21 protein-coding genes are annotated in these 22879 nt (G+C 48.0%); 7 read left to right on the top strand and 14 right to left on the bottom strand.

What is annotated here, in order from left to right:
• Positions 1-29 precede the first annotated feature (29 nt).
• The 3 genes from FCL45_RS19780 to FCL45_RS19770 all read right to left on the bottom strand — a co-directional run bounded on the left by FCL45_RS19780 (position 30) and on the right by FCL45_RS19770 (position 3188).
• Positions 30-515: a hypothetical protein gene (locus tag FCL45_RS19780; RefSeq protein ID WP_136798007.1), complete on the bottom strand. Its 486-nt coding sequence runs from the start codon at positions 513-515 to the stop codon at positions 30-32.
• A 652-nt stretch (positions 516-1167) separates the two neighbouring features.
• The gene (locus FCL45_RS19775) at positions 1168-1458 is read right to left on the bottom strand and encodes an integration host factor subunit alpha (RefSeq protein WP_136798008.1); all 291 of its coding nucleotides are present in this window, start codon (positions 1456-1458) and stop codon (positions 1168-1170) included.
• 524 nt (positions 1459-1982) lie between these two features.
• Positions 1983-3188 (bottom strand): type II secretion system F family protein, encoded by a 1206-nt coding sequence (locus tag FCL45_RS19770; RefSeq protein WP_136798009.1) that lies wholly within the window; start codon positions 3186-3188, stop codon positions 1983-1985.
• Positions 3189-3620: 432 nt separating this feature from the next.
• Between FCL45_RS19770 and FCL45_RS19765 the strand changes: the two genes are divergently transcribed.
• Positions 3621-3866, top strand: a complete 246-nt coding sequence (locus FCL45_RS19765; RefSeq protein ID WP_136798010.1) for a PxxKW family cysteine-rich protein — start codon at positions 3621-3623, stop codon at positions 3864-3866.
• 130 nt (positions 3867-3996) lie between these two features.
• Here FCL45_RS19765 and FCL45_RS19760 read toward each other — a convergent pair whose 3' ends face one another.
• The 3 genes from FCL45_RS19760 to FCL45_RS19750 form a co-directional block, all read right to left on the bottom strand.
• Positions 3997-5307 carry a UDP-glucose dehydrogenase family protein gene (locus tag FCL45_RS19760; RefSeq protein ID WP_136798011.1) on the bottom strand — a complete coding sequence of 437 codons (1311 nt, stop codon included), beginning with the start codon at positions 5305-5307 and terminating at the stop codon, positions 3997-3999.
• A 116-nt stretch (positions 5308-5423) separates the two neighbouring features.
• Positions 5424-6113, bottom strand: a complete 690-nt coding sequence (locus FCL45_RS19755; protein ID WP_136798012.1) for a YggS family pyridoxal phosphate-dependent enzyme — start codon at positions 6111-6113, stop codon at positions 5424-5426.
• Entirely contained in the window at positions 6110-6952 is an 843-nt protein-coding gene (locus FCL45_RS19750) for a TatD family hydrolase (RefSeq protein ID WP_228721374.1), read from the bottom strand. The genes FCL45_RS19755 and FCL45_RS19750 overlap by 4 nt, the downstream gene beginning before the upstream one ends.
• 553 nt (positions 6953-7505) lie before the next feature.
• Between FCL45_RS19750 and FCL45_RS19745 the strand changes: the two genes are divergently transcribed.
• The 3 genes from FCL45_RS19745 to FCL45_RS19735 all read left to right on the top strand — a co-directional run bounded on the left by FCL45_RS19745 (position 7506) and on the right by FCL45_RS19735 (position 11428).
• Complete coding sequence (locus FCL45_RS19745; protein ID WP_136798013.1) at positions 7506-7904, top strand: roadblock/LC7 domain-containing protein; 399 nt, start codon at positions 7506-7508, stop codon at positions 7902-7904.
• Between the two features lie 83 nt (positions 7905-7987).
• On the top strand, positions 7988-8593 hold the full coding sequence (locus FCL45_RS19740) for a GTP-binding protein (protein WP_136798014.1): 606 nt from the start codon (positions 7988-7990) through the stop codon (positions 8591-8593).
• 12 nt (positions 8594-8605) lie between these two features.
• On the top strand, positions 8606-11428 hold the full coding sequence (locus FCL45_RS19735; RefSeq protein ID WP_136798015.1) for a hypothetical protein: 2823 nt from the start codon (positions 8606-8608) through the stop codon (positions 11426-11428).
• A 310-nt stretch (positions 11429-11738) separates the two neighbouring features.
• Here the strand turns inward: FCL45_RS19735 and FCL45_RS19730 are convergent, their stop codons facing one another.
• From FCL45_RS19730 to pssA, 5 genes are all read right to left on the bottom strand, one after another.
• Positions 11739-12596 carry a cytochrome b N-terminal domain-containing protein gene (locus tag FCL45_RS19730; RefSeq protein WP_167495800.1) on the bottom strand — a complete coding sequence of 286 codons (858 nt, stop codon included), beginning with the start codon at positions 12594-12596 and terminating at the stop codon, positions 11739-11741.
• Between the two features lie 11 nt (positions 12597-12607).
• Positions 12608-13030 (bottom strand): QcrA and Rieske domain-containing protein, encoded by a 423-nt coding sequence (locus FCL45_RS19725; RefSeq protein WP_136798017.1) that lies wholly within the window; start codon positions 13028-13030, stop codon positions 12608-12610.
• Positions 13031-13071: 41 nt separating this feature from the next.
• Positions 13072-13575, bottom strand: a complete 504-nt coding sequence (gene coaD / locus FCL45_RS19720) for a pantetheine-phosphate adenylyltransferase (RefSeq protein ID WP_136798018.1) — start codon at positions 13573-13575, stop codon at positions 13072-13074.
• The gene (gene rsmD / locus FCL45_RS19715) at positions 13572-14183 is read right to left on the bottom strand and encodes a 16S rRNA (guanine(966)-N(2))-methyltransferase RsmD (protein WP_136798019.1); all 612 of its coding nucleotides are present in this window, start codon (positions 14181-14183) and stop codon (positions 13572-13574) included. The genes coaD and rsmD overlap by 4 nt, the downstream gene beginning before the upstream one ends.
• A gap of 188 nt (positions 14184-14371) precedes the next feature.
• Positions 14372-15136 carry a CDP-diacylglycerol--serine O-phosphatidyltransferase gene (gene pssA, locus FCL45_RS19710; protein WP_136798020.1) on the bottom strand — a complete coding sequence of 255 codons (765 nt, stop codon included), beginning with the start codon at positions 15134-15136 and terminating at the stop codon, positions 14372-14374.
• Positions 15137-15160: 24 nt separating this feature from the next.
• Between pssA and FCL45_RS19705 the strand changes: the two genes are divergently transcribed.
• Positions 15161-15448: a hypothetical protein gene (locus FCL45_RS19705; protein WP_136798021.1), complete on the top strand. Its 288-nt coding sequence runs from the start codon at positions 15161-15163 to the stop codon at positions 15446-15448.
• Between the two features lie 313 nt (positions 15449-15761).
• Positions 15762-16709: an IS110 family RNA-guided transposase gene (locus FCL45_RS19700; protein WP_136800054.1), complete on the top strand. Its 948-nt coding sequence runs from the start codon at positions 15762-15764 to the stop codon at positions 16707-16709.
• Between the two features lie 97 nt (positions 16710-16806).
• Here the strand turns inward: FCL45_RS19700 and FCL45_RS19695 are convergent, their stop codons facing one another.
• From FCL45_RS19695 to ilvB, 3 genes are all read right to left on the bottom strand, one after another.
• On the bottom strand, positions 16807-17469 hold the full coding sequence (locus FCL45_RS19695) for a phosphatidylserine decarboxylase family protein (protein WP_136799780.1): 663 nt from the start codon (positions 17467-17469) through the stop codon (positions 16807-16809).
• A gap of 286 nt (positions 17470-17755) precedes the next feature.
• On the bottom strand, positions 17756-18244 hold the full coding sequence (gene ilvN, locus FCL45_RS19690; protein WP_136799779.1) for an acetolactate synthase small subunit: 489 nt from the start codon (positions 18242-18244) through the stop codon (positions 17756-17758).
• A gap of 219 nt (positions 18245-18463) precedes the next feature.
• Positions 18464-20164 carry a biosynthetic-type acetolactate synthase large subunit gene (gene ilvB / locus FCL45_RS19685; protein ID WP_136799778.1) on the bottom strand — a complete coding sequence of 567 codons (1701 nt, stop codon included), beginning with the start codon at positions 20162-20164 and terminating at the stop codon, positions 18464-18466.
• Between the two features lie 750 nt (positions 20165-20914).
• On the opposite strand from ilvB, the gene leuA reads away from it, so the two are divergent.
• Positions 20915-22594 (top strand): 2-isopropylmalate synthase, encoded by a 1680-nt coding sequence (leuA, locus tag FCL45_RS19680; RefSeq protein WP_136799777.1) that lies wholly within the window; start codon positions 20915-20917, stop codon positions 22592-22594.
• The last annotated feature ends 285 nt before the right edge of the window (positions 22595-22879 follow it).

Raw genomic sequence — 22879 nt, 5'->3', positions numbered from 1 at the left:
AACCAGTTCCCCCTGATAATACCTCTGAACTAATCCTCCGGGTCCTGCAGAACCGAATTTATAGTGGGGAGAGCCCTCTCAAGTCCACTTCTATTTTCAAAGGTCACGCGCAGAGTGACCTGGTCCTGTTCAAAAGATGTGCTGTGTTCGATTGTGCAATTCCGGGATAGCGGTAGTTGTGCTCGCCACAGTTCAAACTGCTCTTCTGCCTCCGAGAGTGTCGGGGATTGAAGTATTTGAAGTTGCTGCAATAAAGAGTGCGCTTTTTGCGGGGTACTCATCTCGTGATGTTCCAGGACTTCCTTTATAACCGGGCTGTCAATAAAATCAGAAATGGTGCATCCGTTGCGGCCCGCAAGATCACGTAACAGCATAAGCATTCTGTGCTGTTTTCCGCCTCCAAGCTGTAATGTTTGAAAGAGCTGGAAGCAGGCATCCCTGTCTGCAGGTTTCAGGCGAAGCAGTTCCCGGGCGCTGTTTTCTGCCAGGGCACCTGTATGTAATCCCGCCTGCATGGCAGGTGAAAGCTTGAGAAGATCAAGCGCACGTCTGACGAGATGCGGCTTTCCTGGAATGTCATTGGCCGCCTAATATAGCTCATGTTGTTCCTCATCCAAATCGCGTTCGCACAGTGCGTGGAAGTGTGCCATTTCAATAGGAGAGAGTTGACCAATCCTACTGGAGTATTCTTCATAAATACAATTAAGAAGATTCTCATTTTCGATATGAGTCGGTAATACCCTGCATTGTACGGTATCAATGGTACCCAAGTCCCTCAGCGCAGATATTTCCCGTGTACCTGTCACTGGTTCATAGCCGCCATTCTCTTGCTGGTGTACAAAAGGCAGATATACCTGGCCCAGCCTTTTGATGGACGAAGCGGCCTGTAGAATAGGGGCATTGGTATCGAGAAATGGATGAATGTCCTAGGTCGAGGAGAGACTAAGGGCGCCAATTGGAAGGGGCTGACAGCTGAATTGCACGTGCATAATTATGGTAATGGTCGGAGAGTTAATTGAGCATGAGCAAATAATCGCTGGGATAATTCAGATTTACAAAGGCTGAAAATGATAATTCCTGGCTGGGCCTGTTATATCACAACAGGCCTAGACAGGAACATCAAAATAGCAAGGGGAGATATTATCTGATTAGGTTGCAGGCGACTGTTTAATTGGTTGAATTAATCTTGTCACGTAAGATTCCGGACGGCTTAAAGGTAACTACTCGCCGTGCATCAAGAGTGAGTTCATCTCCGGTTTGTGGATTACGACCTCTTCTGGAGCTTTTATCTTTTACGTTAAACTTGCCAAACCCGCTGAGTAAAAGGTCTGAACCATCGATTAACGCGTGTTTTGAGATCCTCAAGAATGCTTCAACAGATTCAGTCGCTTGAGCCTTGGTCAGCCCCTCGTGATTTTTGTAAACCTGTTGTACGATATCAGCTTTAGTGAGAGTCATATCTTCCTCCTTAATATGCTGTAATAGTTCTGCAACCTGTAATTATGATATCCGTTCGATTCATAAAGTCAATGTTGCCTAGCAAATAAATTAAAAAATTTTCACGGAATTACCGCAGACTTAAATGCGGATGAGAAGGATTACCGTAGAGATTGTACTATCTATTCCTTCCCAGTAACATATAGACATTGTACCACAAAGTGCCATGGCTGGAAAGATGAACTTTTAACGCCTGAATCGGAAAACGCTATGGAAAATAGTAGTTAGGACGATAATACAGATGGTAAGCAAGCGGCCAAAAATGAGAGGGTTTTGAGGGTCTGGGGGAGAAATGATACCTCTCAGGTAGAGTGTGGAAGTGTCTGGAAATTAGCCGGGAGGTAGATACAAAAAAAAATAATTATTTTTATTCATTGAAATGAAAAAAGAGTTGGTCAGGTTCAAAACCACTGGAGCGAATATCGGATGAGCAGAGATGCTCCAGTGGTGGCACACGAAGAAAAGATGATGTGTTATTGTTGGCTCTAGACAACGCTGGCCATCTTAAAGATCGGCAGATACATGGCGACAACCAGTCCACCGATCATACCACCGAGAAAGACCATCATGAAAGGCTCGATCATTGCGGTGAGATTGTCAACGGCTTGATCAACCTCCTCGTCATAGAAGTCGGCAATCTTTTCTAGCATTGTGTCAAGAGCACCGACTGACTCGCCGACATTGATCATTTGCACGACCATATTGGGAAAGACACCACTTTCCTCAAGTGGTTCTGCGATAGGACGACCTTCAGCAATGGAGTCACCTACACGAAAAACAGCTCTTTCAATAATTCTATTTCCTGCGGTCCTGGCCACAACCTGCAGCGCTTCAAGAATCGGAACACCCGATTGGAGCATGGTGCTCAGGGTGCGGGTAAACTTGGCTACAGCAACTTTGCGAAGAAGAACACCGACCACCGGCATCTGCAGGAACATCTTATCGAAAAACAAGGAACCTTTGTCGGTGGAGTAGATTTTTTTGAATATTACACCACTGAGCACCAGGCCTATTATCATGTAGACGATATTTTTTTTAAAAAAATCACTCATATCTACAACAATCTGGGTTGGAACCGGCAGGCTGGACCCAAAGTCGGCGAACATCGATTTAAATACCGGGACAACAAAGACCAGGATAACTGACAGGATGAGAATGGAGATGGCCAGGCAGATGGTCGGATAGGTCATGGCGCCTTTGATACGCTTCTTGAGAGCCATGGCTTTTTCCATGAAAACGGCCAGGCGGGAAAGAATCGTATCGAGGATACCACCGGTTTCGCCGGCCTCGATCATATTAGTGAATAGTTTATCGAAAACCTTGGGATGTTTACGCATGGAATCAGCAAGCGTAGAGCCGGACTCGACATCGACCCTGATATCTTTGAGAACGTTTTTGAAAGTGGCATTACTCTGCTGCTTTTCAAGAATTTCCAGGCATTGCACGAGAGGCAGACCAGCATCGATCATGGTGGACATCTGGCGGGTAAAGACAACAATGTCCTTACCGGTAACCTTAGGTTGGAAAAGTTCAACATTTTCAAACAGGTCTTTAGGCTTTTCCTTGACGACTGGGTTGGTAATACGCAGTCTTTTTACCTGGGCGAGAGCAGCCGCTTGATCAGGGGCTTCAATTTCTCCTTTCCTTTTTTCTCCAAAGGAATTTTTTCCTTTCCAAATATAGACAGGCATGCTTCTCTCCCGGTGGATATGTTAAACTAAAGTCGCTAACGAATTCTCATGGAAATCGAACACATCTAAACGATAGAATTTGCAAGGCACTATATTACAAGATTTTAAAGAATACAAGAAAACTAGCATCTTTGGCCTGCTTATCCTGTTGAAATTATTGTATCGTTGCAGTAAGCATTGTGATTATACATTCTGTAGTGTGTTGATTGGGCATGAAGACGGACAGCGTGCAGTGAATTTATAGGTGGAGTTGAGGAAAATTTGCAAATAAACTGTTTTGTGTTGTTTGAAAAATGATTATCTGTTAATTTGTTGTGTTCTGAAATTGAGCGGCTGAACTGTACCATGGTCGGCGAGTTCGCTGACCGCGTCCTTTTGCTTTTCGTTAGCAGATGGGTGTAGGTTTGTATATCGAATCGGAGGATTTTTATCATGCAGAAAGAAACTGCAGCGAGCTATAAAGAAAGAAATTTCAAACCTGTTGTAGAAAAATGCGACGGTTGCGAAAGGATGGTTGAAGAAGAAGGTTCCAAATTCTGTCAGAGTTACCTGAACCCTGATGCAAAATGGCGTTTGGGGATTTGCAACTTTGCAACCCATGCCAAGCCTGAAATCACTGTCACCAAAGTCAGGGTTAACCCACTGAAGGCAGCGAAGAGAGCCTCTAAGGGCAAGTAATCGCTTTTTCACAGGGTTTTCTGGAAAAGAAAATGGCCGTATCGCACATGCGATATGGCCATTTTTTTTTGTTTCCCTAAAACAGGTTGCGGCGGAACCCTGCTGAACTTCGCCGCAACTCTGTTGAAGCTTATCTTCTGCCTACACCTGTATAGGTAAACCCTTTGCGTATAACCTGCTCCGGCAGGTAGACATTGCGCAGGTCGATGAAGACGTCCCCACGCATGATTGATTTAAGCTGATCGAGGTCAAGGGCCCGGTACTGGTTCCATTCAGTCAGGAGGATCACCGCATCAGCGTCTCTGCAGGCATCATACGCATCTTCGGTATAGTTGATTGCAGCAGGCAGCAGATGCCTGGCCTCGTCCATACCCTGTGGGTCGTGGGCTTTGATTTTGGCACCTTTTTCAATGAGGGCAGGCAATATCGTTATAGAGGGTGCGTCCCGCATATCATCTGTTTCAGGTTTAAAGGTAAGCCCAAGCACGGCGATGGTCTTACCTGCCTCGCTCCCACCCAGGGCGTCGCGTATTTTTTTGACCATCTTGGCTTTTTGGGCGGCGTTCACTTCCACGGTCGCCTCGACAACCCTGAGGCTCTGGCCATGTTCCTGGGCGATTCTCATCAGTGCCAGGGTATCCTTTGGGAAGCAACTGCCGCCGTAACCGGGACCGGGATGGAGGAACTTTGAGCCGATTCTGCCGTCCATGCCGATACCTTTGGCAAGGGAGGTGACGTCTGCTCCGATGGAGTCGCAGAGCAGAGCAATCTCGTTGATGAAGCTGATCTTGGTGGCAAGAAAGGCGTTTGCTGCGTATTTCGTCAGCTCGGCGGTTCTGATATCGGTTTTAACGATTGGGGTCTCACGGATGTAGAGAGGTTTGTAGACTTCTCTCAGGATCTGTTCGGCATCCTCTGTTTCAACGCCTATCACTACCCGATCGGGGCGCATAAAGTCGTTGATTGCGGCTCCCTCACGCAAGAACTCCGGGTTGGAGGCAACGTCGAACTGAGCCTCGGGGTTTACCTCGCGAATAATACGGGCCACCTGATCCGCGGTACCAACTGGTACCGTGGATTTATCGACAATTACTGTATAGTTCCGAATCAACGGGGCTATTTCCCGGGTAGCCTCAAAGATGTACGTGAGATCAGCATACCCATCGCCACGGCGGCTGGTTGGGGTGCCCACAGCGAGAAAAATCGCTTCAGCCTGGGGGATTGCCTCCTCGAGGGAGGTAGTGAATTTGAGTCGGCCTTCCTGGAAGTTCTTTTCGACCAGTTGATCAAGGCCCGGTTCATATATCGGTATCTCACCGTTTAACAGCTTTTTGATCTTGATCTCGTCCTTGTCGACGCAGGTGACGTGATGGCCGAACTCGGCGAAGCAGGTTCCAGTTACAAGGCCGACATATCCTGTGCCGATCATCGTGATTCTCATCGTTTCTCCCGTGTATTCTGATGTTCTTTGTTAAATATGAAATAATTAAACTGAGTCAACTCTGTTTACTTTTGATTTCGGACAATGAGCTTAAAAAAAAGCAGTTTAAGAATATTCTACTTTCTCTGGCCAAAAATTGCGGTTCCGACCCTGATTATAGTGGCACCTTCTTCAATTGCCACGTGATAGTCGTTCGACATCCCCATGGAGAGTTCAACCCGGCGTTCATTGGCGAACAGCCCTTTGCCGGCCAGGGAGTCAGCGAGTTGTTTGAGTTGCCTGAAGTATGGTCGTGCATCTTCAGGGTCGTCGGTAAAGGGTGGCATGGTCATCAGTCCGATTACTTCAAGGTGTGGCAGTTGACCTATCTCGCGAAGGAGCTGCTCCGTCTGTTGTGCTGCCATGCCGGATTTTTTTTCATCTTCCCCTATATTGACCTGCAGCAGGATCTTCATTGAGCGACCCAGGTCTTCAAGATGACGATTGAGGGTATTGGCAAGTTTAAAACTATCGATAGTTTCGATGACATCGAAGATCCGTGCGGCGATTTTTGCTTTATTCCGCTGCAGGTGGCCAATGAAGTGCAAAGTGCATTTGCCGCCGAGTTGGGCGGCTTTTTCTTCAGCTTCCTGAATGTAATTCTCACCAAAAACGGTGTGACCAGCTGCATATGCCTCTTCGATAGCAGTTACGGGGAAGCGTTTGGAAACAGCCACCAGTTGAACCTCATCAGGTTCACGCCCGCAAGATAACGCGACTGTATTAATTTTATCGTATATTGCCTTCAGATTTGTATCTATGCTCATTGTGATTTTCCTGTTGTTGGCAGATTGAGTTGAAACACCCTGATGGCGTTACGGGTCGTCTGCCTGGCGATGTCGTCTAAATCCATGCCACGCAGTTCTGCAATACAGGCTGCGGTGAAAATGACATTGCCCGGCTCATTTCGTTTACCTCGCAGGGGGTGAGGAGACAGGAAGGGGCCGTCCGTTTCAACCAGCAGCGACTCAAGCGGTATTTCCCTGGCGACGTGCTGAAGTTCAGTAGCATTTTTAAAAGTGACTACGCCGGGGAGTGAAATATGAAGACCAAGGTCAATAACCTCCCGGGCAAGACCGATGTCACCTGAAAAACAGTGCATAATACCGCCGTTTTCTGTCGCGCCGGATTCTTTGAGGAGCTTGAGGGTATCCTGGTGTGCTTCCCTGTCGTGAATCACGATCGGCAGTCCGAGTTCTCTGGCAAAAGAGAGCTGTCTGGCAAAGTGACGACGTTGATTGTCTGCCGCTGAATACTCTTTTACATAATCAAGGCCGATTTCTCCATAGCCGACTATGTGTTCTCTCTGTTTTTCCACCAGGTCTCCAAGTGCCAGGTAGGTTTTATCGGTAACGTTGTCGACATCATGGGGGTGTATGCCGATGGTGGCGGAGATGTTCTGATGGGCGGCAGCAAGTTCTGTGGCTCTTATCGAGCTTTGCAGGTCGATACCTATAGTTATGATATGACCTATTCCGTGTTGTTCAGCACGGGCCAGCACCTCATCAAAATCTTCCTGGTATGCATCCATGTCGAGGTGACAATGGGTATCTATAAGTTTAACCCCACTGGAAAGTTCAGGGAAAATAATTTTTCGTTTAGACACTACGTTTACTCCATTTATAAGGTAACAGCGCCTGATAATGTTGTACGGCGTGTTGGTTTATTAATAAAAGATCGCCGCTACTATAAGCGCATATTCCGCGAATTGAAAGTGGCCAGTAGGAAACTCAACACGAATTTAATATAAGTCGATCGAGAAGAGAGAACCATTTTGCCTTTATGGGTCGATATGAAAAAAATCAGATAGGAAACGCGATGGGCGAGGGGCAGGGACCACTGATAACCGGCGTATGAATTTGAAAGAAAAGAAAAAAATATCTTCATATACCAAAAAAACTATCGTATAGTCCTTTCAGCAAGTTTTAACTACCTTCCGGCCCTGGCGGGCTTCATACTGTTAGTGAAATTTGCAGAAGTGAGGGGAGGTGAGTTCATGTAGACCGGGTGATGTTCGGCTTAAGTTAGAGGTTATAACCCGAATGAGAATTTTCATTGCATATCCTGTCACCATTTCCGTGTATTACACGGTATTACAGACACCAAGGAAATAACAGCAAACCGTACCATATGCCCCCAACCACGAAGAGGTAAGCAGCATGAATTATGGGATTGTCAGTCAGGAACAATTAGAACAGATAGATACTCTATTAGCAGATAAGCTGATCAGTCTTGGTGTCGATTGTGTGATCATAATTGACATGGCAGGAAACATCATCACTGCGAAAGATAACGGTGAAAACAAGTATGACGTTTACTCCTTTGCGGCACTGGCTGCCGGAAATTTTGCCACTGTAGATGCAATGGCCAAACTTGTTGGTGAACAGGAGTTTTCATTACTTTTCCATAAAGGTCAGGATTCCAATATCCATTTTAGCAAGATCGACGATGAGTTATTACTGATTTCAATGTTCGGTAAAGAAATATCGCTAGGATTTTTACGCCTGAATGTGGTCGATGTAATAGAAAAGATTCGCAAGATTTGGGAAAAGCAATAGTCACTCCACAGAGGTTGTTCATGTCGCAGGCAGGCGCTTTGCCGGCAGCAGAAGTTTCAAAGTAGAATGTGGGAGGTGGAGCGTTGAGCTTTATTAATCTAAAAGACAAAGTCGTTCAGGTAAAGATCGTTTACTACGGTCCTGGCAGGTGTGGTAAAACAACCAACCTTGAATACATAAACACTGCTTACAGAAAACAGATTGTCTCAGAGATGGTGAGTTTAAAGACCCATGGAGACAGAACATTGTTTTTCGATTTTCTGCCGTTTGATATGGGGCAGATCAAGGGATATGACATAAAAATACAGCTTTATACCGTACCAGGTCAGGTGAAATACAACGCCACACGTAAACTGGTTTTGCGCGGCGTGGACGGTATTGTTTTTGTCGCTGATGCAATGGCAAAACAGAGAGAGAAGAATATCCGCTCCCTGAACCAGCTGCATGAAAATCTCCAGTCATATAAAGAGTCGATTTTCAATATTCCGCTTGTTATGCAATATAATAAAGTCGATTTGAAGGAGCATGGCATAGAGATCCTGCCAACTGAGGTCCTGCAGAATGATTTGAACAGCAGGCTGAAAGTTCCATATTATGAAGCGAGTGCCATCACCGGGTATAATGTTGCCGAGACATTGAAGAAAATAATTTCTTCCACTGTTGTTTCGATTCAGAAAAAATTACTCTAGAGGGAATAGGCGGTGGAACAGTATACAGAGAGTCAGTACGACGATGACCTGACAATAGATAATGAAGAGTACGATGATTCTTTTGAAACAAGCGATTTTGATCTATTTGCGTTTGCCGGCGAAGACGACTCTCCAATATCTCGTTTAAAAACTCTGGTACTATCCCTGGATTGGGAAATTACTGATACCGTTCTACAGCAATTCAACGACGAAATAGTTGACCTCAAAGATGTATGGGCAGATGACAAAATCAACATGGTCTATCTGCAAGCACTTGAAAAGATAGGGAAATATATCTATCGAGAAAAGGCGGATGCTCATCCTAAATCCATCAGGCTGCTTCTCAATATGTACTACAATCTCGAACGTATTGTTCTCTCTGATGAGTTGGATGCCGCCGAGAAGAAGCAGATCTTGATTCAGGATGTTCGCCGCTTTGAAAAACTCAAGAAACTCATCTCTGGCCCGGCGCTGGATGAAGAGGTGCCGGTAGATGAGCGTGGTGGTGTTATGGAACCAGATGTAGCTGAAGTGGTGGTTGAGCAGCAGACAGCTCCAGAGCTTTTTGAACTGAAAGCTCTGGTTTTTGGGATTGACTGGGAAATTACGGAGCAGCAACTCCTTGAATTACGTAATGAAGTGAAGAACCTGCAGCAGGTATACGCAGATAGCAGGCCGAGGCTGGTATTTCTTCAGGGAATCGGCACGATCGGCACCTATATACGAAAGCGTAAAGTAGATTCCCATCCCGATGCTTTTAAGATTCTCAGATCTTTTTTTGATGGACTGGAGAAAATTGTTCAGACTCCGGGGATAACCCTTGATGAGGAGAAGAAAGTCCTGATCCCCGAGGTGAGGAGGTTCGAAGCCTTCAAGAAGATAATTGAAACAGAAAAATCCGCCCCCAAAAAGGAATTCGCACCTTCAGCGCCAGGCCCAATAGAGGCTGTGGCATCAGTAACACCTGCAATTGCGCCTGCTTTTTCTGATCTGCCTGATGATGGTGTTCGAGGTTTTCAGGAAGAGGAAGAGGCTGCTGCACTTGGTGCCGATAACTCCGCAAATGTAGATGCACGATTAAGCAGCTTTTTTGGCGATGGACAAAAGGCTGCAGGTAAAAAGCCGGTTCAGGCAAAGCGGAGTACCGAAGAACAAGAAGCGGAAAAATTCAGTGCTGCTTTCTTCGGCGCGGATACGGGAACTGATGAGCCTTGCCTCACAATAGATCGTGAGGCCGCACTCAAGGGTGTTGAGGTGGAGACGGATGCTGATGACGATTCGGACGAGGAGCGATTGCCCGCATTTGGTGGTGACATTGCTCCGGCATTGGCCGATTCTGATGAAATCAGCTCTTTCAGTGAGCAGGAATTGTCAGAAGCTTCTGTTGCTGCGCCTGCAGAACCTGCGGCGGAACTCAGAGCTGAGGTTCCAGCTACGCCTGTGGTGGCAAAAAAAGAAATTGTTGAACCATTCTCTGAGCCTGCTACTGAGCCGGTGGTGGAACCATCTGCCTCGATTGTTGATTCGGCAGAAGATGAGATCGATGGTCGGCTGGCATCATTTTTTGACAAAGACGACGGTGGTATCGCTGCTCGGTCAGCCCCATCTTTTTCCAGTACACCTGCTGAACTTGCTTTGCAGGGTGTCGATGTCGAGACTGATGGAGACGAGGATAATGACATTGAGTTGGAACCTATTACCGGACCGGCACTTGGCGGATTTGAGCCTGAGCCTGAGCGGGGGCCTTCACCTGCTTTTGAATCAGCGCCTGCCCCTCAGGTAATTGAACCAGCACTCGAAGAAATTTTTGAGGAACCTGTTGCTCAGCCGGAGCCGGCACCTTTTAAGCCTGCTCCCGCTTTTGCCGACCTCGAAAATATCGAAGAGGAAAGTCCTGAAAGCGACCAGCCTGAAAGTGATATTGAGTCCGAAGTTGTCAGTGAGGTAGAGAGTCAGCTCGACCAGTTCTTTAATTTCGAAGCGCCTGTCCAGGCTGAACTGCCGCCCGAGGAGGAGCAGGTAGTTGTCGAGTCTGCGAACGAGGAAGTAGAACCGGTTGTTGCTCCTGAGGTAGTTGAAGCAGATATCATGGAGGCATTACCACCGGATGAGCCTTTTGCAGCCGAACCTCAAGAGGACGAAATTGTCTTTGATCTGGCTGAAGAAGCTGAATTTGTGGTTGAAGACCTTTCTGTCGAGTTCGAACCAGAGGCAGAAGAGATCAACGTACCCACCGCAGCTGCTGAAGAGGCTGTCGCCGAACAGGTCGAGGAACCTGTTATTCGACAGCAGACCGGGAGATTCGCAGAACTTCAGGGCTGCATCCAGTCGCTTGAATTGCAGCTCGACGATAGCATTATTACCGGCCTTTATTCAGAACTGAAGAAACTGCGGGAGAGTGAGGCAAACACTTCTCTTGAGAAAAGTTATCTGCAGCTTATTTCTACCGTGTGTCAGCACATAGATAAGTTCAGGTACGATTCAGATGACAGATCAAACGGTTTACTGCAGGCTATACTGAGTGATCTGCGAAAATCATCTGTTGTTGAGCCTGCCGCGGCGCAGGAAACATTGCTGACCCACACCGGTAATGTCTTGCAATGGCAGCATGAGATGCTTTCTGAGGCGGCAGAGGCCAGAGCCGAGCGTAAAGTATCTCATGAGCAAGAGCAACCTGTTGCAGAGAGCTATCAGACTGAAGAAACTGCAGCAACCCCGCAGCAGCTACTTTCTGACCAGCAGTTGGCCGATGTGGTCCGTCGTGAGATCGATATGCTCAGGGATACCTTGAAACGAGAGATAAACGAACTCCGTAAGGCAATGAATAACCAGTAATCGCTTTCAATGCGCCAGTGCAGCAGGCTGGGTAATGAGGTTGAAAAGAGAAGAGGGCTTGATCTGAAAAAGATCAAGCCCTCTTTTTTATTGAGGATATAACCAGTGTCTCAGGCTCATTCGGCTACCGGTAAATAGCCCGGAATTTGAAAGGTTCGCTAGCCAGGCAGACTTGAGCCTTAAGCTACTTCCCGCCCTCCTGACCCATTTCTCCTCACTTTCTGAAGATGAAAATCAGCGGTAATTAATCGTAATACGGAAGAATTATAAGTGCAGGTTGGCTGGCCTTTAGAAATGCCTGGGGCTGGATTTATCTGATCCAGGCCACGAAAGTGAGAATAGCGTACACGATGAGCCAGACATAAAGAAACCAGAGCAATGCCCTGTAGTATCTGTTTTGATTTCGGGCATAGAGCAGGGCAACGACAAAAAGCAGTGGGTAGACTACACCTGCAAAGAGCGGGTGAAAATAGCGCAGCAATTCCTGCAGGCCTAGAAAAAACCAAGGACCGGAGATGTAGGTTACGCCAAGCTTTTCAGGTTCTATGGGTGCGGCCGTGAAAAAGCAGAATACTGCGATAAGGCAGATAGCCACTGTATGATCTGCCACTTGTACCCTGTAGCGCCGCAGATGGTCCCAGGCAAGTATCAGCCAGAGTATATCAAGGCTTATCATATGGTGAACGTAGACTCTCTGCATTCCCCGATTCGAAATATCGAAGAGCAGGGAGTTCAGGGTATCACCCATGAAAGGGATGGTTTTCAGGATTGCCTCGGCGATCATGCCCGCTGAGAAACCGGTACTGTCAGCGCGTAGCACGTAGCCGGTAAACAGCAGGAAGAGGCCGACAGTCATCGAGAAAATGAGCAGGACCCAGTCGCGGAATGAATATTTTTGTGCCTCTCCATAAACGGCAATAAGGTGAACGCAGCCAAGTAGGAAGAATGCCTGGCTTGAATAAAAATGGAGTGAACGAAAAAACTCACCAAAGGGTATGAGCAGGTCTATAGAGCTTACAGAATAATAGGGATCGGCCACATCATATTGCAGACCGACTACAACTCCTGAGAGAAGAGACAAATAGAGGCTGACAAGGCACCAGGCCCCCCATTTGAGGGACTTGAAATTTAACCACATCATTTGCGCCGCAGCCGTTTGAGGAGGCATGGAGGAGTCCATCAGGTGGTCACCACGTAATAGGGTGCGGTATCACGTTTTTCCACGGAATAGACGGTTAAGTGCTCCTTGGCCGGGCCGTGAAGAACAGTACCACCTGGTGAAAAACGTGACTGGTGGCAGGGGCACTCAAGTACGCCGTCTTTTTCGTGATAATTAATCTTACACCCGAGATGAGTGCATTTTCGTGATACCGCCCAGCAACCATCTTTCTGGTCAAAAAGGATGAAATCGTTATGACTCAGCACGCCGTTGGTTGGTTTACTGCTGTGGATTTCCACCAGCTTCGGTCGCCTGGGGACTTCATATCCGATAAATTTCAGCAATGGGTAGAGCAGGGCAAGCAGTCCTGTAGCAAGAACTGTCCTGCGTGTCTGCAATTTCTTTTTTCGCAATTCTGTTTTTGAACCTGACTGATCGACCATACTGCTATTCAGCTAATTACTCTATCCGGGTTAATCTGTGATTAAGCAAATTTTTCCTTCAACATCCGGGAAACATGAGGTGGCACCATGCTATCCACATTGCCGCCGTGGCGGGCTGCATCTCGAATAATTGAGGAACTGATAAAAATCCAGCGCAATCCAGGCATCAGGAAGATGGAGTCGACTTCGCGCTCGAGCTTCCTGTTCATCAGTGCGAGCTGGAACTCGTAGTCAAAATCGGAAACAGCACGGAGACCGCGAATGATAGCAGTGGCTTTGCGGTTTGCAGCGTATTCAACAAGAAGTCCTGAAGCAGAGTCAACCTCGATACGATCGCCTTCATCGGAAAATGATTCACGTATCATCTCCATCCGTTCTTCGAGGGTAAATAAGGGGCTCTTGGAAGGGTTGAGTGCGATGGTGACTATGACCTTGTCAAAGAGGTTGAGCCCTCTTTTAATGATATCGATATGGCCAAAAGTAATGGGGTCGAATGTGCCGGGATAAATGGCAATTGTGGGGCGTGTAGGTACAGGAGTGCTCATGAACGAACCTCAGTTTCGGTTAGGTGACGCGGAGAGTAGAGCCAGAATCCAGTTTCACCATAGATTCTTTGATCAGTCAGGTTCAGTACACCACAACATTCGGGCAATGATTCAGAAGAACGCTCTTCGGCAACTACCAGGCATGACCCGGATAGAATCTCACCATTACCCAGATATTCCAGAACTTTAAGTGATAACCCTTTGGAATAGGGTGGGTCAAGGAAAATAAGGTTGAATGGCTGGCTTTTGCCGAACTCTGTGACCTGCGGCGGAATCCCTTTGCGAAGATCATAGCGGATAGCAGCTACTTTGCAGTCGTGCTGTTCCGGTCTGCAGGCAGCTATATTGCGATGGATTATATCAAGGGCCTGCTTGTTCTGTTCGACAAGAATAACTTCAGTCGCTCCCCTGCTGAGAGCTTCGAGGCCGAGTGCGCCTGTACCTGCAAAAAGGTCGAGTACCCGAAGTCCATCGAAGGTGTCAACTTTACCTCTCAGGATATTAAAAAGAGATTCTCTGGCCCGATCTGAAGTCGGCCTGATATTTTGTGTCTGGCCGGGCGGGGCGACAAGTTTGCGCCCTTTGGCCCATCCGCTGATAATTCTCAATGTCTTCTGTCAGGTATATATAAGAGTAAAAGCCTGGTGTTTCAGCTTAATGAAAAGAAGATTCTTTTCTAAGTTAAAATGGCGATGTGAGTAAGGAACACGGGCTAAAGAACATCAGACTCAAGGTATGTTGATGGACTCGCGGTTATACTTCTTTCCCCTGACTCCCTTCTTGGTATTTTTCGATTTTACGGGGCTTGCTTATGGTCCGCTTTCCCGTCGGTACCCTGCACCGCCAACCGTTTGGACTGACGATATATACCATAAATCGGACCGGAGGGTATATAAAGCGCCGCGAGCACAAATAGCATAACCTGAGGTTCGGCAGCAATAAGAATAAAGACAAGAAGACAAAATACCAGCAACTGAAAATTTCGCCTCTTGCTCATCTGGGGTGGTTGCTTGAAGCTCAGATACATGTGGTTTGAGACCATCAGGTACGAGAGAGAGTACACTAAAATGAGCAGGGAAATATGGGTTACTGCTCCGGGAATACCGAGGAAATTGCAGAAAAGTACAGAAGAAGAGATTGCACCGGCAGCGGCAGGACAGGGCAGGCCGATAAAGTTCTTCGATGTGCCGGGTTGGGAGTTAAACCTGGCGAGGCGAAGAGTGGTGGTGGCAACGTATAAAAAAGCGGCCAGCCAACCGTACCTGCCATATGGCTGAAGCGCCCAGAAGTAGGCAAGCAGGCCGGGGGCAACACCAAAAGAGACAGCATCACAGAGTGAGTCCAGTTCCTTGCCGAAGGTACTGGTTGTTCCTGTCATCCTGGCTACACGGCCATCGATCCCGTCGAAGACCGCAGCAACGATGATGGCTACGGCAGCCACGGTGTATTCGCCTTTTACGGCGCTGAGGATGGAATAAAAACCACAGAACAGGCTGGCTATGGTGAACATACACGGCAGCGGATAAAACTTGGAACTCATCTCCTGCTCAGGTTGGCTCATATTTCATCTCTTAGGTATTTAGCGGTGAGTAATATTACGGTCGGTGCCCGACCAGTTGAAATTACCGAGAGTATAAAGGATGGATTGGTAAAAGGCAAAGTAATCGGATTATTGGTGGAACTGCAGAACTGCGAACTGCAGGGAAGGCGTTGGATGTTGGACATAACGGCAGGTTGGACGTGGGACGTTGGACGTTGGACGGAACTGCAACTGCAGGGAAAGGCGTGTGAGGTGGTAGGTGTGAAGGGAGAGGAGAGACTGCAACAGCGAACAGCGAACTGGAACTGCAGGGAAAGGCGTGTGAGGTGGTAGGTGTGAAGGGGGAGGAGAGACTGCAACAGCGAACAGCGAACTGCGACTGCAGAAAAGGCGTGGGAGGTGAGAGGAGTGAGGAGGAAGTGTTTTTTCACCTAACCCCTTGTATGTTGCGCCCATACTCCTACATAGTTTACTAAGTAACATATTTCGCTACATGACCGTAACAGATCGACCACTCCTTGGGACAATTAAACTACGAGCCCGTGTGTGAGCGCTGGTCGTTATGGTCCTTTCTGCTTAACCCGAACAGTTGCCGGGGCCTTACTAAGAGCCCGCATTTCACAAGGCTGGGAAACGGAAATCTAACATGGATCAACAGATATTTATTGGAATTGATGTATCAAAAACTAAGCTGGACATCGCCGTTCGGCCAACCAAGGAAAAATGGAGTACAGCCAATGCTCCAACGGAAATTTCCGCTCTGGTAAAACGCTTTGAGGAATTACAGCCTACATTGATTGTTCTTGAATCAACGGGCGGCCTTGAGATTCCCCTCGTAAGTGAACTTGCCAAGAAATTCCTACCCATTGTCGTAGTAAACCCCAGACAGGTGAGGGACTTTGCTAAAGCTACTGGCAAGTTGGCAAAAACAGATTCTATCGATTCTGAAATAATCGCTCGATTTGGTGAAGCTATTCGACCAGAACCTCGACCGATCAAAGACGAGCAAGCTCGAGAATTGGATGCTGTTCTAGTGCGCCGCAGGCAAATTGTGGACATGTTAACTATGGAAAAAAATCGCCTTAGATGCTCTACAAAACATGTTCGCAAAGATCTTGAAGCACATATCAAATGGCTGGAAAAACGTTTGCAAAACGTTGATGGGGATCTCCAAAAGCTCATCCAGCAATCAGATGTCTGGCGAGTAAACGATAAAATATTACAAAGCGTGCCAGGTGTAGGACCAGTATTGTCGCTTGCACTCCTAGCAGGCTTGCCTGAGTTGGGCCAACTCAACAGAAAAGAGGTGGCAGCACTGGCCGGAGTAGCTCCACTCAATCGAGATAGCGGCTTTTTTCGCGGTTCCCGAAGAATATGGGGAGGGAGAGCCCAGATAAGATCTGTCTTGTATATGGGGGCTTTGACAGCCGCACGCTGCAACCCTGTCATCAGGACTTTCCACGAGCAATTAATTGCTCGTGGAAAAAAGCCTAAGGTTGCTCTGACGGCATGCATGCGGAAACTCTTAACCATCCTAAATGTCATGGTGAGAAATCAAACCACTTGGTCGCCTACTTATGCTGAACAAAGATGATGAAATTTAAAACCCTTACCTCTGAGTCAGTTGCAGATTTCATCTGTACGATTAGGTTTGACTTTGAACACAGTTGCTCACACCTCACTCCTTACAATTATTTTGTCGTTTCAGGCGTTTTTAAACGAGCCAGGATAGTCTCGCCGGCACGTACCTTCTGCCCCATCTGGACATGGATTTCAGAATCGGCAGGAAAGTAAAGGTCAACACGGGAGCCAAATCGAATCAAGCCCATGCGTTCACCTTTTTTAATCGTGTCACCATTTTCGAGCCAGCAGATAATGCGGCGGGCAATAAGCCCGGCGATCTGCACGAAGGCCACTTTATGGCCGGCGCTGGTTTTCATAACCGTGCCACAATATTCGTTTTGCAACTCACCTTTTTCAGTATCTGCGGCGTAGAATTTGCCGGGTTGATAGACAATGCGCTCCACTGTGCCGCTCATTGGATTGCGGTTCACATGAACATTGAAAACATTCATGAAGATAGAGAGCTTGAACGCCTCGCCACCGGTGAAGGTGTCGTCCTGAACCTTTCTGGCAACGATAATCTTCCCGTCTGCAGGTGAGATAAGTGCATCCTCATCTTCGGGCACGAACCGTTCCGGATCTCTAAAAAAGCTGAGCACAAAAGCTGTGAGCAGCAGGCCGACCAACGCCAGCAGGGTGTACCCGAGCAAAGCAAGCACAATGGTGACAAAAGCCATAAAGCCGATAAAGGGATAACCCTCAAGGGCAACGGGGACTTTAGGTTTTAACATGGATATTCCTCGAATATGTGTAAAGTCTGATTACTTGTAAACTCAGCTGGTTGCGTGAGGAGTGAAGCGAGAGGGGAAATGCCTGAATAATGTGTTCTATGAAGACTATCGCTAACACATCGCATTTGCGAGACGTTTACTTCCAGATGAATGTAAACGTCTCACTCCTCGTTACTCACTCCTGACAATCCCAAAGTGAGACTCATTGCGAATCACGATATATAACACACTGCGTCAGGCTTACTAAGCGGTAGTTTTGGCAAATAGCAAGAAAGAACAAAATTACTTATTTCTTTTTGTCTGCCCTGGCCATGGCAATGGTACCGGTACGAATAATTTCTTTGATACCGATTGGGCGCAATATATCGATAACAGCCTGTATTTTTGAAGCAGGGCCTGTTACCTCCACCGCGTAACTCTTGGCGCTGACATCCACCACCTTGCCGCGAAAAATATCAATAACACGCAGAACTTCAGCACGTGTTGTTGATTCCGCCTTGACGCGAATGAGCACCATCTCACGTTCTACATATTCTTTTTCACTGATGTCAGTCACCTTGATGACATCAATAAGCTTATGCAGCTGTTTGGTGATCTGCTCAATAATGGAATCATCACCCCTGGAAACCAGGGTAAGGCAAGAAATTCCGGGCTCAAGGGTCTCTGCCACACAAAGACTTTCAATATTATAGCCACGACCGCTGAACAGACCAGTCACCCGCGACAATACACCCGGCTTATTCTGCAGCAGAACCGATATTGTATGACTTTTCATATAGTTATCCTGTATCATTCGCGCCAACTAAACACGAAATTTATCTCTCAAATCTCTCAAAATCTGTATGACGAAGTTGTGCTGGTTTTTGCATTTACCAATCAATCCGCCAGTACTGTCAAGATGCGCCGATATTTTAGCAAGCACTTCTGTCCGCTATAGTCGTATCTATGCGGACAAGAAGTGATCGGCAAAAGATGGGTGCATATTGGCAGTGCCCTACACCAGAAGCATTTCGGTATTCGCCTTCCCCGCCGGCACCATCGGATAAACTCCCTCCTCCCGATTAATATTGAAGTCCATGACAACGATATTATCGGTGGCCAGTGCCTCCTTGATTACCCCTTCGACCTCGCTCTTCTTGGTAGCCCTCAGGCCGACTGCGCCAAACGCCTTGGCGAGTTCAACGAAGTCGGGTGCGACCTCCATAACAGTCGAGGCATAGCGCTTATTGTAGAAGAGCTCCTGCCATTGACGAACCATGCCGAGATAATTGTTATTGAGAATGGCCACCTTTACCGGCAACCCCTGCTGCTTGGCTGTGGCAAGTTCCTGAATGTTCATCTGGATAGAGCCGTCACCGGCCACATCGATAACCGTCTTGTTCGGAAACGCCATCTGCGCACCAATCGCCGCAGGTAAACCGAAACCCATGGTGCCGAGGCCACCGGAGGTGACGAAATGGCGGGGTTTATCAAAACGGTAATATTGGGCCGCCCACATCTGGTTCTGGCCAACCTCGGTGGTGATAATTGCATCGCCGCCGGTCAACTCCTCAAGCTTCTGGATCACGTATTGCGGCTTGATGATGATATCATCGTCGTGGAACCGCATCGGATGCTCTTGCCGCCATTCCTTAATGGTATCAAACCACGGCTGGTGCCGGGCAGCTTCTTCCTTGATGTCGAAGTTGGTTTCAGCGTCAAAATACTTGTTCATCGCCTGCAGGGCGTATTTGCAATCGGCAACGATGGGAACATCGACGCTGACATTTTTACTGATCGAAGTCGGGTCGATATCTATGTGAACGATTTTGGCGTTCGATGCAAATTCCTCGAGCTTACCTGTAACACGGTCGTCAAAACGGGCACCTACCGCGATCAGCAGGTCAGACTGGGCAACCGCCATATTAGCAGTGTAAGAACCGTGCATGCCAAGCATACCGAGCGACAGCTCATGGGTGCCGGGGAAACCTCCCAGGCCCATCAGGGTCATGGTGACCGGGATGTTCAGTCGGGTTGCAAGCTTGGTCAACTCATGGCTGGCATCTGAGAGAATCACTCCGCCACCCACATAGAGCACCGGCTTGCGCGCTTTCATGATCAGCTTGCAGGCTTTGGTAATCTGGCCGATATGCGGCTCATAGGTGGGTTGATAATTCTGCATGCGGATCGGCTTCTTCTCAGGATAGCTAACCAGGCTGGCCACAAGATCCTTGGGAAGATCGACCAATACCGGGCCGGGCCGACCGGTGCGGGCAATGTAAAACGCTTCACGCAATACCGGAACGATATCTTCTTTGTTGGATACCAGGTAGTTGTGCTTGGTGCAAGGTCTGGTAATTCCGACGATATCAACTTCCTGAAAAGCATCGTTGCCAATCAGGTGGCGGGGTACCTGCCCGGTAAGGACAACCATGGGGATGGAGTCCATATAGGCGGTGGCGATACCAGTCACACCGTTAGTCGCACCGGGGCCGGAAGTGAGCAGTGCCACTCCGACTTCACCGGTTACCCGGCTGAAGGCGTCGGCTGCATGAACAGCTCCCTGCTCATGTCGTACCAGTACGTTATCTATGTCGGAATCCATCAGCGCATCGTACAGGTCGATGACAGCGCCGCCGGGATAACCGAATAGTGTTTTAACTCCCTCCTCCTGGAGGCACTTGATAATAGCTTGGGCGCCGGTGATTTTTCCCATTAAATTCTTCCTCTTGTATAGATTTCTAGGGCGATAGTTAGCCTGGATATTTCTCGAAGATTGTAATCTGGTTTTTTTGAGTAGCTTGTTATAAATAATACCCTTTGGGATGGACGGTGGAATGTCCCCCAATGTATTGTTATTTATTTAATAATAGGCTGATTGGCTGCTTTTTTCATGCAATATCATGGGCAGAGGATGCTGAAAAAGCAGTGGAATTAGGTTGAGAATGCGAAATATATATGCCCATACGACAGATGTCAACCATCAAGACTGTTGCAGGAATTACGATGAGTTGGACCATCAAACAGTGATGAGCCTCTTTCCGGCATATGCCTTTTAACATACTGTCGAGACATGAAAAGCCTGCTGTATTGTCCTCATCCCCTGGGACGGGAATCGAGTCTTAACTGAAAAAGCCGCTTGACATCCATAAGATTTAGCGTTTAGTTTGAATCCTATAATATAATTTCATACTAATCACTATTTTTTGAATAAAAGAATTCTTCGAAGGCATAATAGATTATGAGAATCCTGCTTCTTTCCCTACTACTTAGTCTACTGGCAAGCACCGCGGCCAGCGTGGGGGAGTTGTAGGCAGATTCTACACATATATCCCTTAAAGGCCGCGGTTGCAAAACCGTGGCCTTTTTTTTTTGTAAAAAGCCAGTGGGGCGTGAGCAGTTGTCGTTGCAGTTACGTCCAACACCCAACGTCCAACATCCAACTTGTCGTTTTAGGAGAAAATCAATGAACCCCGAAGCAGTGAGCAAATATCGCCCATTTCCAAAGATTGATCTGCCTGGGCGCACCTGGCCGAACAATGCGATTACCAAGGCACCAACCTGGTGCAGTGTCGATCTTCGCGACGGCAATCAGGCCCTTATCCAGCCCATGAGTCTGCAGAAGAAGCTGGAAATGTTCAAGCTGCTTTGTGAGATTGGTTTTAAAGAGATCGAAGTAGGCTTCCCATCCGCTTCCGAGGTCGAGTTCGAGTTCACCCGCAAGCTGATTGAAGACGACCTGATCCCGGATGGTGTGGTGATCCAGGTACTCACCCAGGCGCGGGAGCATCTCATCAAAAGAACGTTCGAGTCGATCAAGGGTGCCAAGGAAGTTATCGTTCATATCTACAACTCCACTTCAACCCTGCAGCGACGCACGGTCTTCAATATGGGCCGTCAGGAGATCATCGACATCGCCATCGAGGGTGTGAAGCTGCTTAAAGAAGAAGAACAGAAGTACCCGGAGACAAGGTTCCGCTACGAATATTCGCCTGAGAGTTTCACCGGCACCGAGATGGATTTTGCCCTTGAGATCTGCGAGGCGGTGATGGCTGAGCTGGAGCCGACCCCGAATAACAGACTTATCATCAATCTGCCTGCAACCGTCGAGCTTTCGGCCCCGAATATTTATGCAGACCAGATCGAGTGGTTTTGCACCAATATGAAGAACCGTGAATCAGCCATCATCAGCCTCCACGCCCACAACGATCGTGGCTGTGCGGTTGCTGCAACCGAGCTTGCCCTTATGGCGGGCGGCGACAGGGTAGAGGGCACCCTGTTCGGCAATGGTGAGCGAACCGGTAATGTCGACCTCATTACCCTCGCTCTCAATATGTTTACCCAGGGCGTGAACCCTGAGCTTGATATCTCTGACATGAACCATCTGGTCGAGGTGTATGAACGTATCTGCCGTCTGCCGGTTCACCAGCGGCACCCGTATGCCGGCGAGCTGGTCTATACCGCTTTCTCCGGTTCCCATCAGGATGCGATCAATAAAGGAATGACCGCCTACGATATCGCAGATTCAGGCCTCTGGGAGGTGCCGTATCTGCCCATCGACCCGACCGATGTCGGCCGCACCTACGAGTCGATTATCCGTATTAACAGCCAGTCCGGCAAAGGCGGTGTCGCCTATATCATGGATAAAGAGTTTGGCTTCAAGATGCCTAAAAAGATGCATCCTGAGTTCGGCAAGATCGTACAGGCAGTAACGGATAAAGAGGGCAGGGAGCTTCAGACCAAAGAAATTTACCAGGCTTTTGATCAGGTTTACCTTTCGGCAAGTGAGCCATATTCCCTGAAAGGCTTCCATGTGATAAAACGCCACATCGACGATGCAGACTCTTCAGCCGAAGTAGAGGCGGATGTACGCATGGGCGACGAGGTGAAAACCATCCACGCAATCGGTAACGGCCCGCTCGATGCCTTCTGTTCTGCCCTGAAAGCGGATATTACCGGTGATTTCAAACTCTGCAGCTACCACGAACACGCCTTAAACGGCGGCTCTTCCGCCCGCGCCGCAGCCTATATCGAAATCGAAAAACCTCATGGCACCAAAACCTGGGGTGTGGGCGTAGATACCGACATCATCATCGCCTCTATCAAGGCGGTCCTCAGCGCTTTAAACAGAAAACAGATATCCTAATCTTCCCAGGGCCCGGTTCCATGCCGGGCCCTTTGCCCTTAAGCAGTTGTTGTTGTAGTTACGTCCCACCTCCAACGTCCAACTCGCAGTCCCGTCCAACCTGCAGTTCAGCAGTTCCAGCAGTTGCCGTTCCTCCTAACCCCTCACCCCTCCCTCCTTACAATCTGATTTTCCTCCTCCCCGTTTTTGTAGTTACCTCCAACATCCAACTCGTAGTTCCGTCCCCCTTCCAACGTGCAGTTTCAGTTGCAGTTGATTTCCCGTCCCCCATCCAACGTCCAACAT

The organism is Desulfosediminicola ganghwensis, assembly GCF_005116675.2.
GTDB classification, from domain to species: domain Bacteria; phylum Desulfobacterota; class Desulfobulbia; order Desulfobulbales; family Desulfocapsaceae; genus Desulfopila; species Desulfopila ganghwensis.
This window is presented reverse-complemented; position numbering and strand designations above follow the sequence as displayed.

Bases quoted from the DNA above. Each gene is read 5' to 3' on its own strand.
- FCL45_RS19780 (WP_136798007.1), bottom strand. From the start codon at position 515: ATGCAGGCGGGATTACATACAGGTGCCCTGGCAGAAAACAGCGCCCGG.
- FCL45_RS19775 (WP_136798008.1), bottom strand. From the start codon at position 1,458: ATGACTCTCACTAAAGCTGATATCGTACAACAGGTTTACAAAAATCAC.
- FCL45_RS19770 (WP_136798009.1), bottom strand. From the start codon at position 3,188: ATGCCTGTCTATATTTGGAAAGGAAAAAATTCCTTTGGAGAAAAAAGG.
- FCL45_RS19765 (WP_136798010.1), top strand. From the start codon at position 3,621: ATGCAGAAAGAAACTGCAGCGAGCTATAAAGAAAGAAATTTCAAACCT.
- FCL45_RS19760 (WP_136798011.1), bottom strand. From the start codon at position 5,307: ATGAGAATCACGATGATCGGCACAGGATATGTCGGCCTTGTAACTGGA.
- FCL45_RS19755 (WP_136798012.1), bottom strand. From the start codon at position 6,113: ATGAGCATAGATACAAATCTGAAGGCAATATACGATAAAATTAATACA.
- FCL45_RS19745 (WP_136798013.1), top strand. From the start codon at position 7,506: ATGAATTATGGGATTGTCAGTCAGGAACAATTAGAACAGATAGATACT.
- FCL45_RS19730 (WP_167495800.1), bottom strand. From the start codon at position 12,596: ATGCCTCCTCAAACGGCTGCGGCGCAAATGATGTGGTTAAATTTCAAG.
- FCL45_RS19725 (WP_136798017.1), bottom strand. From the start codon at position 13,030: ATGGTCGATCAGTCAGGTTCAAAAACAGAATTGCGAAAAAAGAAATTG.
- coaD (WP_136798018.1), bottom strand. From the start codon at position 13,575: ATGAGCACTCCTGTACCTACACGCCCCACAATTGCCATTTATCCCGGC.
- pssA (WP_136798020.1), bottom strand. From the start codon at position 15,136: ATGAGCCAACCTGAGCAGGAGATGAGTTCCAAGTTTTATCCGCTGCCG.
- FCL45_RS19700 (WP_136800054.1), top strand. From the start codon at position 15,762: ATGGATCAACAGATATTTATTGGAATTGATGTATCAAAAACTAAGCTG.
- FCL45_RS19695 (WP_136799780.1), bottom strand. From the start codon at position 17,469: ATGTTAAAACCTAAAGTCCCCGTTGCCCTTGAGGGTTATCCCTTTATC.
- ilvN (WP_136799779.1), bottom strand. From the start codon at position 18,244: ATGAAAAGTCATACAATATCGGTTCTGCTGCAGAATAAGCCGGGTGTA.
- ilvB (WP_136799778.1), bottom strand. From the start codon at position 20,164: ATGGGAAAAATCACCGGCGCCCAAGCTATTATCAAGTGCCTCCAGGAG.
- leuA (WP_136799777.1), top strand. From the start codon at position 20,915: ATGAACCCCGAAGCAGTGAGCAAATATCGCCCATTTCCAAAGATTGAT.